Annotated in this window: 17 protein-coding genes, 1 tRNA gene and 1 pseudogene; 13 read left to right on the top strand and 6 right to left on the bottom strand. The window is 33.0% G+C overall.

Going from position 1 to position 16,716, the window contains the following annotated elements; translation table 11 throughout:
* Nucleotides 1–387 precede the first annotated feature (387 nt).
* The 3 genes from NLJ00_RS21430 (at nt 388) to NLJ00_RS21420 (ending at nt 2,470) form a co-directional block, all read left to right on the top strand.
* Nucleotides 388–603 carry a hypothetical protein gene (locus NLJ00_RS21430; RefSeq protein WP_053474410.1) on the top strand — a complete coding sequence of 72 codons (216 nt, stop codon included), beginning with the start codon at nt 388–390 and terminating at the stop codon, nt 601–603.
* A gap of 134 nt (nt 604–737) precedes the next feature.
* Nucleotides 738–1,427 carry a helix-turn-helix transcriptional regulator gene (locus tag NLJ00_RS21425; protein WP_053474411.1) on the top strand — a complete coding sequence of 230 codons (690 nt, stop codon included), beginning with the start codon at nt 738–740 and terminating at the stop codon, nt 1,425–1,427.
* Between the two features lie 80 nt (nt 1,428–1,507).
* A complete protein-coding gene (locus NLJ00_RS21420) occupies nt 1,508–2,470 on the top strand; it encodes an alpha/beta fold hydrolase (RefSeq protein WP_256635345.1) in 963 nt (320 codons plus the stop codon).
* 156 nt (nt 2,471–2,626) lie between these two features.
* Here the strand turns inward: NLJ00_RS21420 and NLJ00_RS21415 are convergent.
* The 5 genes and pseudogenes from NLJ00_RS21415 to NLJ00_RS21400 form a co-directional block, all read right to left on the bottom strand.
* Nucleotides 2,627–2,707 (bottom strand) — tRNA-Tyr (locus NLJ00_RS21415).
* Between the two features lie 184 nt (nt 2,708–2,891).
* Nucleotides 2,892–3,278, bottom strand: a pseudogene (locus NLJ00_RS25125) (peroxiredoxin family protein); the annotation flags it as partial.
* Nucleotides 3,279–3,296: 18 nt separating this feature from the next.
* On the bottom strand, nt 3,297–4,058 hold the full coding sequence (locus NLJ00_RS21410) for a DUF4369 domain-containing protein (RefSeq protein WP_053474413.1): 762 nt from the start codon (nt 4,056–4,058) through the stop codon (nt 3,297–3,299).
* A 259-nt stretch (nt 4,059–4,317) separates the two neighbouring features.
* Nucleotides 4,318–4,758 carry a KTSC domain-containing protein gene (locus NLJ00_RS21405; protein WP_053474414.1) on the bottom strand — a complete coding sequence of 147 codons (441 nt, stop codon included), beginning with the start codon at nt 4,756–4,758 and terminating at the stop codon, nt 4,318–4,320.
* Between the two features lie 359 nt (nt 4,759–5,117).
* Nucleotides 5,118–5,363, bottom strand: coding sequence for a hypothetical protein (locus tag NLJ00_RS21400; protein WP_053474415.1), 246 nt, complete (start codon nt 5,361–5,363; stop codon nt 5,118–5,120).
* Nucleotides 5,364–5,449: 86 nt separating this feature from the next.
* Here NLJ00_RS21400 and NLJ00_RS21395 point away from each other — a divergent pair, with 86 nt between their 5' ends.
* From NLJ00_RS21395 to NLJ00_RS21350, 10 genes are all read left to right on the top strand, one after another.
* On the top strand, nt 5,450–5,992 hold the full coding sequence (locus NLJ00_RS21395; RefSeq protein WP_180856777.1) for a hypothetical protein: 543 nt from the start codon (nt 5,450–5,452) through the stop codon (nt 5,990–5,992).
* A complete protein-coding gene (locus NLJ00_RS21390; RefSeq protein WP_256635344.1) occupies nt 5,992–6,141 on the top strand; it encodes a hypothetical protein in 150 nt (49 codons plus the stop codon). The genes NLJ00_RS21395 and NLJ00_RS21390 overlap by 1 nt, the downstream gene beginning before the upstream one ends.
* Nucleotides 6,142–6,269: 128 nt before the next feature.
* A complete protein-coding gene (locus NLJ00_RS21385) occupies nt 6,270–6,506 on the top strand; it encodes a hypothetical protein (protein ID WP_180856776.1) in 237 nt (78 codons plus the stop codon).
* The gene (locus tag NLJ00_RS21380; protein ID WP_256635343.1) at nt 6,493–6,873 is read left to right on the top strand and encodes a YchJ family protein; all 381 of its coding nucleotides are present in this window, start codon (nt 6,493–6,495) and stop codon (nt 6,871–6,873) included. Before NLJ00_RS21385 ends, NLJ00_RS21380 begins: the two co-directional genes overlap by 14 nt.
* A gap of 106 nt (nt 6,874–6,979) precedes the next feature.
* Entirely contained in the window at nt 6,980–8,098 is a 1,119-nt protein-coding gene (locus tag NLJ00_RS21375) for a vWA domain-containing protein (RefSeq protein ID WP_256635342.1), read from the top strand.
* A 183-nt stretch (nt 8,099–8,281) separates the two neighbouring features.
* Entirely contained in the window at nt 8,282–9,745 is a 1,464-nt protein-coding gene (locus tag NLJ00_RS21370; protein ID WP_256635341.1) for an AAA family ATPase, read from the top strand.
* A 153-nt stretch (nt 9,746–9,898) separates the two neighbouring features.
* On the top strand, nt 9,899–10,492 hold the full coding sequence (locus tag NLJ00_RS21365) for a 2OG-Fe(II) oxygenase (RefSeq protein ID WP_256635340.1): 594 nt from the start codon (nt 9,899–9,901) through the stop codon (nt 10,490–10,492).
* A 65-nt stretch (nt 10,493–10,557) separates the two neighbouring features.
* The gene (locus tag NLJ00_RS21360; RefSeq protein ID WP_256635339.1) at nt 10,558–11,409 is read left to right on the top strand and encodes a DMT family transporter; all 852 of its coding nucleotides are present in this window, start codon (nt 10,558–10,560) and stop codon (nt 11,407–11,409) included.
* Nucleotides 11,410–11,849: 440 nt separating this feature from the next.
* Nucleotides 11,850–13,136 (top strand): Glu/Leu/Phe/Val family dehydrogenase, encoded by a 1,287-nt coding sequence (locus tag NLJ00_RS21355; protein WP_256635338.1) that lies wholly within the window; start codon nt 11,850–11,852, stop codon nt 13,134–13,136.
* A 140-nt stretch (nt 13,137–13,276) separates the two neighbouring features.
* On the top strand, nt 13,277–14,500 hold the full coding sequence (locus NLJ00_RS21350; protein ID WP_256635337.1) for a sterol desaturase family protein: 1,224 nt from the start codon (nt 13,277–13,279) through the stop codon (nt 14,498–14,500).
* Nucleotides 14,501–14,770: 270 nt separating this feature from the next.
* Here the strand turns inward: NLJ00_RS21350 and NLJ00_RS21345 are convergent, their stop codons facing one another.
* On the bottom strand, nt 14,771–16,369 hold the full coding sequence (locus NLJ00_RS21345) for a DUF6377 domain-containing protein (RefSeq protein WP_053474425.1): 1,599 nt from the start codon (nt 16,367–16,369) through the stop codon (nt 14,771–14,773).
* Nucleotides 16,370–16,716: the final 347 nt, after the last annotated feature.

Genomic DNA, 16,716 nt, shown 5'->3' with positions numbered 1-16,716 from the left:
TTTTGTGCTTTAACTGCTGTCATTACAACTAGTGATGCGAACAGGAAAAAATTTAATTTCATAATGTGATAATTGATTACTGTGATTGATTGACTATTTTTATTGGCTCACAGCGCGCACATCCGTTATAGAAAATTATTATGTTATAATGGACTATTTGAATCTAAATAGCATATATAAATATTTGTATTGTGCTATGTTTAAATTACATTGCAAATTTGTCCTATTATGAAATAAAAGGAAAGGTAGAAAAAAACCTTTCCATGATACTTTTACGCCAATTTGAGTTTTTCTCATTAATAATATTCAAGCCTAAATCTCTTTCTTGTTTTTATGGATTTTTACTTTTAAAAACACCATGAGCAGTTCCTGTTGCATGATATAACTATGGGAAATAAAAAATCACTATTTATAATGATTTTTTTGGACTTCAATACAGGTAGTTTTGAAAAAAATATCATCCCAGATCTGATGAGTATAAGTGAATGCGATGCTAAACCAATAGGAATTTTAAATATTCCCATTACTGTAATTATGAGCATTCCAAATTTTACTATAAGTATGCGTTTTGCTATGCCGTTTTTATTAAATAAGTTTATATAATATGTTAGTTGCAAGAAATTCAAATTCATTTAAACTTAAATCCAAAAAGGAGTTTTAGTTCCAAACCCGTTGTAATAACAAAACTTCAGCCGTAATGCCAAAAATTCCCCTTGAAACATTGACAGTCAAAAAAAATGAACGAAAATGAGACTACACGACTTTCACGACTGACTGCAATTTTAATACAATTGCAAACAAAACGACTTTTGACGGCAACAACTCTTGCAAACAAATTTAACGTAAGCAATCGGACAATTTATAGAGACATTAGAGCACTTGAACAATCGGGAGTTCCAATAATTACAGAAGATGGAAAAGGCTATTCACTAATGGAGGGCTACAGACTGCCTCCCGTAATGTTCACAGAAGCACAAGCAAATGCGTTAATTACCGCAGAACAATTAGTTCTTCAAAACAAAGACACTTCATTCATTAAAGATTATACTGAAGCTATTGAAAAAGTAAAAGCAGTCTTAAAATACAACATACTAGACAAAGCGAACTTACTTTCAGAAAGAGTACGATTTGACCAGAATAACAATCGGGAAAGAAACAGTAGTCATTTATCTGACTTACAATTTGCTTTGACAAATTTTCGTGTTGTAAAAATTGAATACACCAATGCAAAAAATGAACCCACAACCCGAAGCATCGAACCATTTGCCTTGTTGAGTACAGAAAATTGGTTGTTAGTTGCCTATTGTCGATTAAGAAGAAAGTTTCGTTTTTTTCGTTTAGACAGAATCAATGAATTAGAAATACTTACAGACAAATTTGAACCACACAAAATGACCCTGGAAGAGTATTTTAGCACCTATCACTAATTTATTTTTTGACCCCTGACATAAGGCTGTCACTTTCCAGATATAAGTTTGCATCATTAATAATCTTTAAAAGAATAAAAATGACAAACGTAATAAAGACAGGATTTAATCCCATCTCATTTCCTAAGGCTACAATGATTTCAGTTAATAGTGTAGTGCTGGAAGTATTTGAAGCAGGTCAACAAAATTCAGGAAAACCGATCATTCTCTGCCACAGTTTTCCAGAGCATGCATTTTCTTGGCGTTATCAGATACAGGCTCTTGTTGATGCTGGCTACCACGTAATTGTTCCAAATCAACGCGGCTATGGTAATTCATCTCGTCCGACCAAAATAACGGATTATGACATTGAACACTTAACAAGTGACCTTATTGCACTACTTGACCATTTTGGTTATAAGGATGCGGCCTTTGTGGGTCACGACTGGGGTGCAAATGTCGTTTGGAGTCTGGCACTATTGCATCCTGAACGGGTAAATAAAGTAATAAACTTGGCCTTACCTTATCAAGATCGTGGAGATAAACCATGGATTGAGTTGATGGAAGCAATATTTGGAGAGAACTTCTATTTTGTTCACTTCAATAGACAACCAGGAGTAGCAGATGCTATAATGAACAAAAACAAATCCCGGTTCCTTCGTAACATATTTCGAAAAAACATACCTCTCACACCACCTGAACCTGGAATGCTAATGATTAATCTTGCAAGAGAAGAAAAACCACTTGGAGATCCCTTGATGAGTGATAAAGAACTATCTGTTTTCATTTCTGCCTTCGAATCCTCAGGTTTTACAGGAGGTATAAATTGGTATAGAAACCTTGATAGAAACTGGCATTTAATGGCAGATATAATTCCAATCATTCATCAACCGACTCTTATGATATATGGTAATCGGGATACGATTCCAAAGTCTGAAAACCTAAAAAATATCGTTCCTAATTTAGAGGTTGTTACTCTTGATTGTGGTCATTGGATTCAGCAAGAAAAGCCTGAAGAAACTAACCAATCAATTTTAAAATGGCTGGAACAACAGGATCATTAATAAGGAAACAGAAACATATTTCGGGTATTTTATAAAGTTTGAAACTGTCTTAAATGAAAAAAGCCTGCGAATCTTACGATTTGCAGGCTTTATCACTTTTTTGAAGGTTTTCAAAAGATTGGAAAACTTTCGTTTTCACTTCTTTTACCCTTTTAGTGGGGAGAGCAGGATTCGAACCTGCGAAGTTCACACAGCAGATTTACAGTCTGCCCTCGTTGGCCGCTTGAGTATCTCCCCGATCTCAATTTGTTGTGCTTTGTTGTTCTAAGCGGTGGCAAAGATAGCAACGTTTTCTAGATTTGCAAACAAAAAAAGAACTTAATTTTAAGTTATTTTAAAGTTATTTTTTAATTCATTGGAATTGAATAAAATAAAAAAATCTCCACTAGGGAGATTTTTTAACTTTATTTAAAAAGTAGGATTATTTTGCTAATAATTCTACGATTTTTGCTTTCAATTCTGGACCTCTTAAGTCTTGAGCAACCACTTTTCCTGATGCATCAAGAATAAAAGTTGCAGGAATAGATTCAACATTATATTGTTTCGCAATTGGTTCATCCCAGAATTTAAGGTTAGAAACATGTGTCCATGTTAAACCATCTGCTGCGATAGCTTCTTTCCAGTGTTCAGCATCTTTGTCTAAAGAAACGCCAACAATGTTTAATCCTTTTGAATGTAATTCTTTGTAAATCGCTACAACGTTTGGATTTTCTTTTCTACATGGTCCACACCATGAAGCCCAGAAATCAACGATAGTAACTTTACCTAAACTTTCTTTAAGCGAAACTACTTTTCCCTGCGGATTTGGCGCAGAAAAGTCTGCTCTTCATTTAGCGCTGCCAACTGGAGGAGCTGATGCACCAACCGCAGGCAATTTAGCTTGACCTAGTCTAGTTTTGATTTCTTTACCAGGAGTTGTGTTTTTTACAGATTCGTCTAAAGCGTTGTATAAACTCTCTGTTTTTTTGATATCATTGCTTGGATCATTAATCATACTTTGAATGATCAAGGCAGAGATATAAGATTTTGGGTGTCCTTCAGCGTAAGCTAAATATTTCTTTTTAGTACTAGCTTGTACTTCTGTTTGGATTTCCATGTATTGTTTCATCAAGCTGTTGATAGTTGCTGTATCTTGAGCTTGCTGAGCTTGCTGCATTTTTTGAGTATTCTTTTTCTGAAAATCAATTAAGTTTTTTTGAGTTTTTGTAAGATCATCATTGAATTTTACATACTCGTCATTATTGTAAGTTCCAGAAATTTTAGATTTGTGGATGCTGTCTTTGTCAATTTCAATATTGATTTCTCCAGTTTCTAAGATAAATGGGATTGGTCCGTTAGCACCTTGAAGTATTAATGTATGGAAAGCTGGTTCTTTAACTTTTCCTTTAATTTCAAATTTTCCATTTTCAACTTTTACAGTATCTAACGCAATTGTCATTCTTGTAGCTGGATCTTGTCCTTGTAGAATGATAGTTTTTCCGTTTTCGATTCCTTTTGCAGTACCAGTAATTAGGTATTCTCCGTCTTTAACTTTACTGCATGAAATGATAGCTGCAGAAGCTGTAAGTAAAAAAAGTATTTTTTTCATTATAAAAAATTAATTAGTTAATTGATTTGTGCAACAAAAGTATCTAAAATTATAAAACATATAGAATTTTGTAACCTAAAATTTTGTTATAGTTTTTTCGTGTCTAAATGTCCTGTAATCAAGTGTTTTGAAGCGTTTAATTGATTTAAAACTCTTATTTATTTATTGTTTTGAATGCTAATATAGAGTTTTTTTAATACTAAGCCATAAAAAAAGCACTCTGTAAGAAGAGTGCTTTTTGAATTATTTTTGAATAAATTTATTCTTGATTTGTTTTCTTTCTCCAGGTAAAAGAGTTCAAAATGTGTCTTTTTGCGAATCTTCCAGGAGAATCAGCATTTACCATTTTCACGTAAGTAGCTTTAGGAACACTAATGTATTCGTAAACACTTCCGTTAGAAAAATCAATAATCAAACGCCCTTCTACAAATTTGTAATCTGTAATCGTGCAAGTTGAAATTGTTTCTGTATATTCAGGTAAATTAAGTTTAATAGTATCAGGGTGAATACTTACTAAAAAGTGGTAAGCTTCAATGATTGTTTTGCTTTTTTCTTCTGCCTCTTTTAAACCAGCGTCGTCTCCTACAAATTTATCAGGATGAGATTCTTTCATCGCATTACGATAAATTGTTTTTAAATCTTTTAACTCTGCAGTTTTTTCTACGTTTAGTAACTTGCGGTATTCAACTATTTTTTTCATAAATAAAAGGTAACTACTTGTCTATTAGTTTGAAATCGATATTAATTAGTTCAAATCGACAAATTTTTTGCAAAGGTACACTTTTTTTTAACTTTTCACTTTTGATCGAAAAAATATTCGGTAGAAGTTATAGGTTTTATAATGTTAGGACGATATTTTAACGCAAAGTACGCTAAGATTTTTTATTGTAGTGCGGATAGTGTTGAAAATAAAAGTTCGCAAAGCTTTATCAACACAAAGCTTTGCGAGCTTTGCAATTTTATAAAAATCAGACATTCAGAAAAAATCTTAGCGTACTTTGCGTTAAAATATTCTCATTTCAACTTGAAACATTAAACATTAAACCTGAAACAAAAAACTTATTCCGGCTTATGATTCGCCTTATCGAAGTTTTTAGATTTCTTTGGATATTTATCGTAGCTAATGTCGCTTGGATTCTCAATTACAGATTTAATGGTAACCCAGTCTCCAATATTAAAGTTAGTATGAGCAATTTTATAATCTAAAAGATATTCACCACAGAAATAATTGTTGTTTTCATCTTTTTCGATAATGCCGGTATAAACTCCTTTTTGCGGCATTTTTTCTTGTGAATCTTTAGACATAGTTTTTTATTTTAAAATTGAAGTCGCAAAGTTAATCAATTTAGGTTTGTTTTAGGGAGTTCGCGACAATCTCAGTATATTTGCACATGCAGAAAAATTTTAAGCCACATCCAAATTCTTTTAAGAATACCTTTTGTGTTTTTAATGAAGTGCTTCCAAATGAAATAGAAGGTTTAAAAAAACAGTTTGAAAGCAAGGCAGGAAGTTCTTATTATTATACCGAAGCCGGAATGTATCGCGTATCCAATCATTGGGGAAGATTAGCCAACAGTAAATGGCGTTTAATTGCGCGTGAACCGGAAACCGAATCGAAAACAAAAATTGGTTTTGCTGCCTGGGAAGAATTTTATCCTGATAATGCCGAAGAAAAACTATATTACATAGAAGCCGATTTTGAAAAGAATCTCGCCAATTATCAGCATAAAAATAACCCGAATTACGACGGAAAAGCAATTTTGAGAACAAGTTTTGAAACCACAAAACGCTTAAAACAAATTAGAAATCTGCAGCAATTAACTTCGTGGGCAAAATATTTTGATTATGAAGATATAGCCGATTTAAGAAAGCAGATTATCAACGAACTGATTTTTACTGAAAGGAGTTTAGAAGAAATTAAAAGAGAAATATAATGGGACGCAATAACGAACGAAATATCAAAATTCACAATGACAAGTTGCACAAAGCTCAGGCAAAGAAAAAACAAGCCGAAGTTTCCCGCAAAGAAAAACTGAAAGAAATTGTGAAGAAATTCAACGAAGATAAAAAGGAAGAAAACTAAATATATATTTTTTGCCACGAATTTCACGAATTAACACGAATTATTTTTTTAAGCTTTGTGTTCAATTCAAATTAAAAATTCGTGTTAATTCGTGAAATTCGTGGCAAACAAAAAAACACGCCTATATTATGAATACAAAATTTGAAAGTTTAAAAGCGAGTGTGCAGGAAATCATTGATTTAATTGCTGCGGGAGATTCCAGAGGAGCAAATAATAAATTATTAGATGTAAGTGAAGTATTAGACGAAATGATTGATTTTGCTGAAGAAGATGAAGAAGTTAGAGAAATAAGCAGATATCAGGTTTTATTAAACCAGCTTCATGTAAAACTTAACGGAGAAGAAGAAGTAGATGGCGACGCATAAATGCTTTTGCGATACAGGATTACAGTTTGAAAATTGCTGCGGATTGTATCTCGAAAATAACCAAAAAGCGCCGACAGCTTTGGCGTTAATGCGTTCCAGATATTCGGCTTATGCTACTCATAATGCTGAATATCTTTTAAAAACAACCTATATTTCAGAAAGAAAATATTATTCGAAAGCAGAAATTCTAAAATGGGCTACCGCAAATAAATGGCAAAAATTAGAAATTCTGAGTTTTACAGAAAATACAGTGAAGTTTAAAGCCTATTTTTTAAACTCTGATAATAAACCACAGACTCATTATGAGTTTTCAACCTTTAAATTTGAAAATAATGCCTGGTTTTATGTCGATGGAAAGTTTGAATAATTATTACATCTAACACTGTTAGCTGCGAATTTTGGTTAAATATTTTAACTAAAAATTAATAAACGTTTCTATTTTCATAATTCCAAAAAGACTTAATTTTAGAATTATGAAAAACGAATTTAAAAAAGGTTTTTATTTTAAGTCGTACGAAGCCCCGTTTCAGTCTCCGTTTGAAAAACTTTTTGGTATTTTCAAAGAGCTAATCACCCATACTTCGGGGGATTTTGACGAAGCAATCAACTGGCTTCGGGAATTAGATATAGAATATAAACTAACAGATGAGAACTACACGATCGATGATTTTATCGAAGATTTAAAAAAGAAAGGTTACATAAAAGACGAAGTCAAAGAAGATGGAAGCGGCGGTTTTGGAATCACTGCTAAAACAGAACGCGCAATTCGTCAGCAGGCTTTAGATCAAATTTTCGGAAATCTGAAACGATCCGGAAACGGAAATCATAAAACAAAACATGCCGGAAATGGCGATGAACATACGGGAGAATTTCGCGAATTTAATTTTGGCGATGGTTTAGAACGTATTTCATTGACCGAAAGTCTGCGAAATGCCCAAATTAATAATGGGGTTGAAGGTTTCATGCTGACAGAGAATGATTTGGTTGTCGAAGAAACGCAGTACAAAGCACAAATGAGCACCGTTTTGATGATCGACATTAGCCACAGTATGATTTTGTATGGCGAAGACCGAATCACACCAGCGAAAAAAGTAGCAATGGCTTTGGCGGAATTAATCACAACCCGTTACCCAAAAGATACGCTTGATATTTTGGTTTTTGGAAATGATGCCTGGACAATCCCAATTAAAGATTTGCCGTATTTGCAAGTTGGCCCGTATCACACCAATACAGTTGCCGGATTGCAATTAGCAATGGATATTTTACGCCGAAAACGAAATACGAACAAGCAGATTTTCATGATTACCGACGGAAAACCAAGCTGCGTGCGCGAAAGGGACGGTTCGTATTATATGAACAGCAACGGTCTCGACGAATATATTGTAGATAAATGTTACACGCAGGCACAACAAGCCAGAAAATTACACATTCCGATTACAACTTTTATGATTGCAAATGATCCGTATTTACAGCGTTTTGTCAATCATTTTACAGAAGCAAATCAGGGAAAAGCATTTTATACAGGACTAAAAGGTCTTGGTGAAATGATTTTTGAAGATTATGAAACGAATAGGAAAAAAAGGGTGAGGTAAGTGTTCAGTGTAGAGACGCACAGCAGTGCGTCTACGCAAAGTAATGACACAAAGTTGATTAAAAAAGGTTCAAAGAGGCAAAGGTCCAAAGTAACAAAGGCTTTAAAATAAATTTACACACAACGCAACAACACAATATTTGCCGTTAAAAAAAAACAATAAACAAAATAGATATTTCATAAAATGGAAATTAATAATATAAAAACATTAGGACAGTTAAAAGCTGCAGGATATAAAAGCATAAGTATAAAGGACGAATTGCGAAATAATCTTCGGGAGAAAATAAAATCAGGGAAGCCGGTTTTTGAAGGCGTTCACGGATTCGAAAATACCGTAATTCCAGAATTGGAGCGTGCGATTCTTTCTCGTCACAATATCAATTTACTAGGACTTCGCGGACAAGCTAAAACACGTTTAGCCCGTAAAATGGTCGAATTGTTGGATGAATATATTCCGTTTGTAACTGGTTCAGAAATCAACGACGATCCGCTGAATCCAATTTCACGTTTTGCAAAAGATTTAATCGAAGAAAAAGGAGATGAAACTCCAATTTCGTGGCTACACAGAAACGAACGTTTCTTCGAAAAACTGGCAACGCCAGACGTTACTGTAGCCGATTTAATTGGAGATGTTGACCCAATTAAAGCCGCAAATTTAAAACTATCTTATGCAGATGATCGCGTAATTCATTTCGGAATGATTCCGAGAGCAAACAGAAGTATTTTTGTTATCAACGAATTACCAGATTTACAAGCCAGAATTCAGGTTGCATTATTTAATATTCTGCAGGAAGGCGATATTCAAATTCGTGGATTTAAATTAAGAATGCCGCTTGATATGCAGTTTATTTTTACCGCAAATCCAGAAGATTATACAAACAGAGGAAGTATTGTAACGCCGCTTAAAGACAGAATTGGTTCGCAGATTTTAACGCATTATCCTGAAACGGTTCAAATTGCAAGAACAATTACACAACAGGAAGCAAAACTGGACGAAAACCAAAGCGACGTAGTTTATGTTCCAAATTTAGCGAGAGACATTTTAGAACAAATAAGTTTTGAAGCCCGTGAAAGCGAATACATCGATAATAAAAGTGGTGTAAGTGCGAGAATGAGTATTACAGCTTTTGAAAATTTAATTAGTACAGCAGAACGTCGTGCTTTAAAATCCGGAGTTAATAAAACAAATCTTCGCTTATCTGATTTTATCGGAATTATTCCGGCGATAACTGGAAAAGTAGAATTAGTTTATGAAGGAGAGCAGGAGGGAGCTGCTTTTGTAGCGCAGCATTTAATAGGAATGGCAATTCGAACTTTGTTTCCAACGTTATTTCCTAAAATCGAAAAATTAGAAAAACCGGGAGAAAAAACACCTTATTCTGATTTAATTGAATGGTTTTTTGCAGAAAGTGGTTTCGAATTATTAGATGACGCTACTGATGCTGAATATCAGGCTATTTTAGACGAAGTTACTCCTTTGGATATTCTATTGAAAAAATACCAGCCGCAATTAGATCAAAAAGATCAATATTTTGTAAAAGAGTTTGTGCTGTGGGCTTTGGTAGAATATAAAAAACTAAGCAAAGACCGTTTTGCACAAGGACACCAATTTAAAGATATGTACGGAAGTTATATTAGTAAATTATAAATTATTAGTTGTTAATTGTTAATTCAGCAGTAGTTATCAAACCCGGCAAGTTTTTAAAACCTGTCGGGTTTATTATTTATAAAAACAGCATTACCAGTTTTAAATAATCTACCTTGCTCCGTTGGCTGTATTTGCAGTTTGCCTAAAAAAACGATGGATGATAGTTTTGAGGATTTGATAGCAAGTTATATAGAGAATAAAATTGGAATTTCGGAACGGTTTATAAGTGATGAATTATCCAATAATCTCAAGCAAAACTTAATTGATTTAAATGCTGCCAGTTTGCTGTTGACGGCTGGAATTGGAAATTCTGAAAAACTTTCTTTTGACGGGAAAATTAGAAACGACGCTATTTATTGGCTCGATAAAAAGCATAATAATGTTTTTGAAAATGAATTTTTCGATAAAATCGATGCTTTTGTACTTTACTTAAACGAAAGCTGCTTTGCCGGAATTACAGGTTACGAATTTCATTATTCGTTATATGAAAAAGGAGATTTTTACCTCAAACACTTGGATCAATTCAAAAATAATTCAAGTCGTAAATATTCGATGATCAGTTATTTAAACAGTAATTGGAAAGAAAGTGACGGCGGAGAATTAATGATTCACCAAAACAACAGCGAGCAGAAAATATCCCCCATTCAGGGTAAAACCGTTTTCTTTAAAAGTAATGAACTGGTTCACGAAGTTTTAGTTACGCAAAATACCAGAATGAGTATTACAGGATGGTTAAAAAGTGACTAATATGTTTTTTAGGAACATTCATTATAAGGAGATAAACGTTATTTTTGTATTCAAAATTTAATCCTATGTTATTTCTTGTTTTAAGCATTTTATGCAGTGTAACGGTTGGTGTTATCTTCAAAATAACCCGTAAATACAATGCAAACCCAATTCAGATTATTGCGTTCAATTATATAATGGCAATATCGCTTTGCTATTTTACTTTTAGCCCGGATTTAAATGTAGTTCATACAGATGCACCGTGGAATATATACGCAGCGGTTGGTGTTTTACTGCCAATTGTTTTTCTGTTTTTATTCACTTCCATAAAACATATGGGAATTGCAAAAACAGATGCCGCACAGCGTTTATCTCTTTTTATTCCGATAATTGCGGCGTGGCTTATTTTTAAAGAAGAATTCAATTCGTATAAAGTTATTGGACTGATAATAGGATTTATAGCGCTGTTATTCATCTTAAAAAAACAATCAGGAAACGATCCAAACAAATGGATTTATCCGGCAGCTGTATTTATAGGTTTCGGGATTATCGATATCCTTTTTAAGCAAATTGCACTTTTTACCGCTTTACCTTACACAACTTCATTGTTTATTGTTTTTGATATTTCATTGGCTGTTTCTTTACTCGTTGTCGTTTATGATGTTGCTGCAAAAAAAGTAAAACTGAATTATAAAAATATTCTTTTTGGAGGTTTAGTTGGAATCTTCAACTTCGGAAATATATTGTTTTATTTAAAAGCGCATAAGGCTTTCGCCGAAAATCCATCTACTGTTTTTGCCGGAATGAACATGGGCGTGATCGTTTTAGGAAGTCTTGTTGGAATGCTTTTCTTTAAAGAAAAATTATCTAAAATCAATATTTTAGGACTTGTTTTAGCCTTAATTGCCATTGTTTTCATCGTAAAATCACAATTTTAGTACTTTTTTTAATTTCTTAAATCATTAATTTACAAGGGATATAATGTTAAATTTATATTTTTCTGAAATAAACCCGACTAATTCTATAGAGTTTATAAATATATTTTATAGATTTGCAATGACAATGAAAAACTATAGTCTAAATATCATCCCGTTTATGTGCAGTTTGACGATGTGCTGCATGTCGACCTATGCGATGAAATGGCGTTAATAGAGAAAGTACTTGTTAGTTATTTTTTTTTTAGCCTTTCATGCACCATGAAAGGCTTTTTTTAGGAACTATTAAATAAAAATAAAATGAGATCGAATAGAAACATAAATAGTATGATGCATTGCTGCCAGATGAAAATTCCGTGTTGCATGTGTTGTTGCTGATTTTATTCAGAAGAAACATTTTATTAAGCCCAAATCGATAAACCAAAAAATTAAAAATAAATACTATGAGTGCAGAAATTATAAAACAGAACCCCTTTCAATCTATGATTGACAGGTTTAATATAGCAGCCGATATTCTTAAATTAGATGAATCATTAAGACAAAAGCTGCAGCGTCCGGAAAAACAAATTGTGGTCAATTTTTCTATAACACTAGATAATGGAACCGAACAAAATTTTGAAGGATACCGTGTCATTCACAATACAGCTTTAGGCCCGTCAAAAGGCGGAATTCGTTATGATAATGCTGTTAATCTTGATGAAGTAAAAGCACTTGCCGCCTGGATGACCTGGAAATCTGCTGTAACCGGAATTCCGTTTGGAGGAGCAAAAGGCGGTATTATTTGTGATCCAAGAACACTTTCTAAAACAGAATTAGAAAGAATAACAAGAGCGTATACAAAAGCTTTAGCCGATATTTTTGGGCCGGAAAAAGATGTTCCGGCACCTGATATGGGAACAGGCCCAGACGAAATGGGCTGGTTAATGGATGAATTTTCATTAGTTCACGGCAAAACAATTCATGCCGTTGTAACGGGAAAACACCTGCATTCAGGAGGTTCATTAGGAAGAGTAGAAGCAACAGGAAGAGGAGTAAGCATTATTACGTTGCTTGCACTTGAAAAACTAAAAATAAGACCAGCAAGATCAACTGCTGCGATTCAGGGATTTGGAAATGTTGGTTTACATTCAGCTTTGTTTTTATATGAAAAAGGAGTTAAGATAGTTGCTGTAAGTGATGTTTCTGAAGCGTTTTTCAATCCTGAAGGAATCAATATTCCGGAGTTGATTTTATATTACAACCTGAATAACAAAACTATTAAAGGTTATCCAAACTCAGTTGCGATCAAACATGAAGATTTATTGCTTTTAGATGTTGATGTTTTGATTCCGGCTGCAAAAGAAGATGTTATTACACAAAAGAATGCCAAAGATATTCGTGCCAAAATAATTATTGAAGCTGCAAATGGACCTGTTTCTTCTGATGCTGATAAAATTTTACACGAGAGTAATGTTTTAGTAGTTCCGGATATTTTAGCAAATGCCGGAGGTGTAACCGTTTCTTATTTTGAATGGCTTCAAAATTCATTGTTAGAATCCTGGAGAATTCATCAAATTAATAAACGTTTAGAAGATATATTAGAAAAAGGTTTTGAAACTGTATTTAGGGTTGCTGCTAAACATAGTGTAACGCCGCGAATTGCTGCTTACATTATTGCTTTGAAAAAAGTGGCAGACACGCAATCTGTTAAAGAAGTAACTCTGGAAGCTGATAATTTCAAACAAAACTAGATTTTCTAAAGGAAATTCAAGACTATTTTCATCGGTTAATATCAATATATTTGTATCTGATATTGGTTGATGAAAATAGCTGTTTAGTTTAATTAATTGTAGTTTAGTTTCTTAAAATCGATAAAAAGTAATTTTTAAAAATGAAAAACATTAATTTTCTAGCCTTTGCAATGCCTGCTTTCTTTCTATTTTTATTCCTTGAATATAAGCTGGCACAACGAAAAAAGAGACCTGAAATTTTTAATTATGAAAGTTCTGTTTCTAATATTAGTATTGGAATTGCAGAACGATTGATTAATTTGTTTGTTGCCGCAAGCTTTTACCAATTGTACTATTTGATTTATGATGATTATAGGATTTTTGAAATTCCGAGTAATTTTCTAGTCTGGATTGCCTTAATTCTTGCCACAGATTTTGTGTGGTATTGGTATCACAGATTAGGACATGAAGTCAATTTTTTCTGGGCAGCACACATTGTACATCATCATAGTGAAGAATTCAATTTTACGGCCGCAGCCAGAATTACCACTTTTCAAGCCATAGTTCGAACGGGATTTTGGTGTATTCTTCCTTTTGTTGGGTTTCATCCCACAATGGTAATTACCATGCTTATTGTTCACGGAGCGTATTCTTTCTTTACGCACACGCAGCTCGTAGGAAAAATAAAATGGCTCGAATATATTTTTGTAACGCCTTCTGTCCACGGTGTTCATCACGCATCTGACGAAAAATACCTTGATAAAAATTACGGCGATATGTTTACGTTTTGGGATCGCCTTTTTGGAACTTTCCAGGAAGAAGAAGAAAAACCAAAATATGGATTAACGCATCCGCTAAAAAGTTATAGTTTTCTTTGGCAGCATTTTCATTATTATTTTGAAATATATGAATTGTGGAGACGCTCAAAAGGATTTAAAGCAAGATGGAAAGCCGTTTTTGGAAGTCCGGCGCACATGGATCAGGATATTCGTCCAACTTTAGAAAAACGCTTTCTGCAGGATAAAAGCAATCCGCACCAAAGACTTCGGTTTAGAAATTACCTTTATATTCAATTAGGAATCTCTACTTTATTGCTAACCGTTTTTACCTATTATTTTGATCATTTAGAGGCGTACGATAAGATTTTTGTATTGTCGATTATCATTATCACTTTGATAAATTGCGGCGCTATTTTAGAGCAGCGCAAATGGATTTATTATCTCGAATATACCCGTATTTTTATGATAACGACGTATTTTTTATACGAAAGAGATCTAACCATATTTTTCTTCGTTCCGCTGGCCGTTATGATTTTTGCTGAGCAATTATTCTCGTTGAGTAAATATTATCAAAATATGATTTTGCAGTTAGAATCTGCAGAGTAAAAAAAGTTAGCCACGAATTACACAAATTTCCACAAATCAGTATGCTCAATTCATTCGTGAATTAGTGACGTTTTTTTTGCCACAGATTAAAAGGATTAAAAAGATTTTAACTGTGTGTGTATTTTTGCTCGAATTGTACGAATCTTTTTTATCAATTTACAGCATAAAAAATTAGAGGAAATTCGTGTAATTCGTGGCAAACCTTTTTAGTAAGTACACTCTACATAAAAAAATCTTTTTAATCCTTTTAATCTGTGGCTAAACCTTTTTTTATATCGTTTTTATCGCCATAATTTTCTCTTCAAAAGTATCTTTAAAGTCTGATTTGCTTTTAATTCTGGTTTTGTATGTATAAATGGTAGCTACAGAAAGTTCCAGAAATTCAGCCATTTGACTGCTGTCCTGAATTCCTAATCGGTACAAAGCAAAAATGCGGAGTTCCGTATTCAAAAGCTCACCTTTCTTTACAATACACTTATGATCATTCGGAAACAAATGATTAAAATCGGTCACAAAAGTGGGGAATAATTTTAGGAAAATTTCATCAAACTGATGGAATAAATTTTCTCTTTCTTCCTTTACATTATAGCGTTTTAAACTCGCAATAACTTCATCTGTTTTCTTGGTGATGATTTTATGAAGCGTACTTTTTTGGATATGATCAATCTTATTAATGAAAGCCGAAGTTGCTTTAATAAAATATGTAATATATTCCTCTTTAATAGCATTTGCCTCGCTCAAACTAATATTCATTTCCTGAAGCTGAGCATACGACGAAGCCATTATTTTTCTCGCTTTATTTTTCTCCTTTAATTGTTTGAAAATAATAATCGAGAACAAAATGATTATCAGCGTCAGGATCGTCAATAAAATAATGATCTTTTCCAGTTTATCATTTTTATCTTTTACGTTATTTAACTGCGCTTTTTCGATAATAGGTAATATGGACGAGATTTCAATTTTACGATGCCTGGCGTTGTAAAAAGTAGCGTCATCCATTGCGATATTAATATACTCGTTTGCTTTATCCAGATAACCCATTTTAAAGAGTTCATTGGCAAGATTTCTGAGTGCGACAGTTTCTTTCGTCGCATTTTTAACATCGGCAATAGCGGCGAGTGCGAGATAATAAATCGCTTTTTTAGTATATCCTCTTTCAGAATAAATATAACCGAGACTCGAAGTAGCGATTCCGTAATAATCCGGCGGTAAATCGTAATTGTTAATCCAGTAGCTGAAAGCAAATTCGGCGCCGCGCCAATCTTGTTGTTTTAAACGTTTTAAACTTTCGGCGGCCCAATATTCATTAGAATTAGTTCCAATTAATTCTAAAGCCTTTTTAAGGAAATGATTTCCCTGCTGTACATAATGAATATTAAAACGCTGATCACGGTTATAATCGGCTAAATCATAGTATGCGCGGGCTTTGATGTTATAATATTCAAATTTGTTTTTCTGATCCAGTTTTTGATCGTCAATGACATTAAGCGTATCAATAGCTTCTTTAAATAATCCAGAAGAAAGAAGTACAAAACCTTCCTTAATTCGGCTTTTAGCCAAATATTTAGGATCTTTTAAAACGATGGCTTTGATTTTAGCTTCTTCTAAATAATAATAAGCTGAGTCATATTTGAATGATTTGTATTCTTCAAACAATGACATATAGGTATGATACAATTGCTCATTATTTTGGCTGACAGTAAATTTTGAAACATTCTTTTTTAAAGTTTCAATTTTGCGATATTTCTGTTTTAAGTAAACTTCTTTTTTTAGCAGTACATTGTCTAATTCTTCAAGAATTGGATTTGTCTCTTTCGCAGTTAGAGAAAAACCCGCAATGAAAAAATACAGTACAAATATTTTTTGCATGGTTTGGTTGTGGTTTTAAGGTAAGGTAATTTATGGTTGAGTTAATTCGTTTAAAAGCAAAATTAATTAAAAACTGATGATTAACAGTTTTAGAAATAGGAGAGTACTGATTTAAGATTTTTTTTCGAAATGCCTTAGTGTGAGTATCTAAAAGGCCTTAAAATGTTAAAAGTACTCTAATAATTTGCAATTATACAATAAAAAGCGGTTATATATATGTATAGTGAAAAAATATTCACATAAAATTTCCATATTGTCATATTTACCATTATTCTATAGGTACTTTGCGTCTATACAAGACCTTGATTTTTGTGTTTTTAGTAAAATTTTAAAGCATTGATAATCAA

It is taken from the genome of Flavobacterium panici (assembly GCF_024499525.1).
In the GTDB taxonomy this organism is placed as follows: Bacteria; Bacteroidota; Bacteroidia; order Flavobacteriales; family Flavobacteriaceae; genus Flavobacterium; species Flavobacterium panici.
Note: the sequence above shows the minus strand (reverse complement) of the source record. Positions and strands in the feature narration are given on the sequence as shown.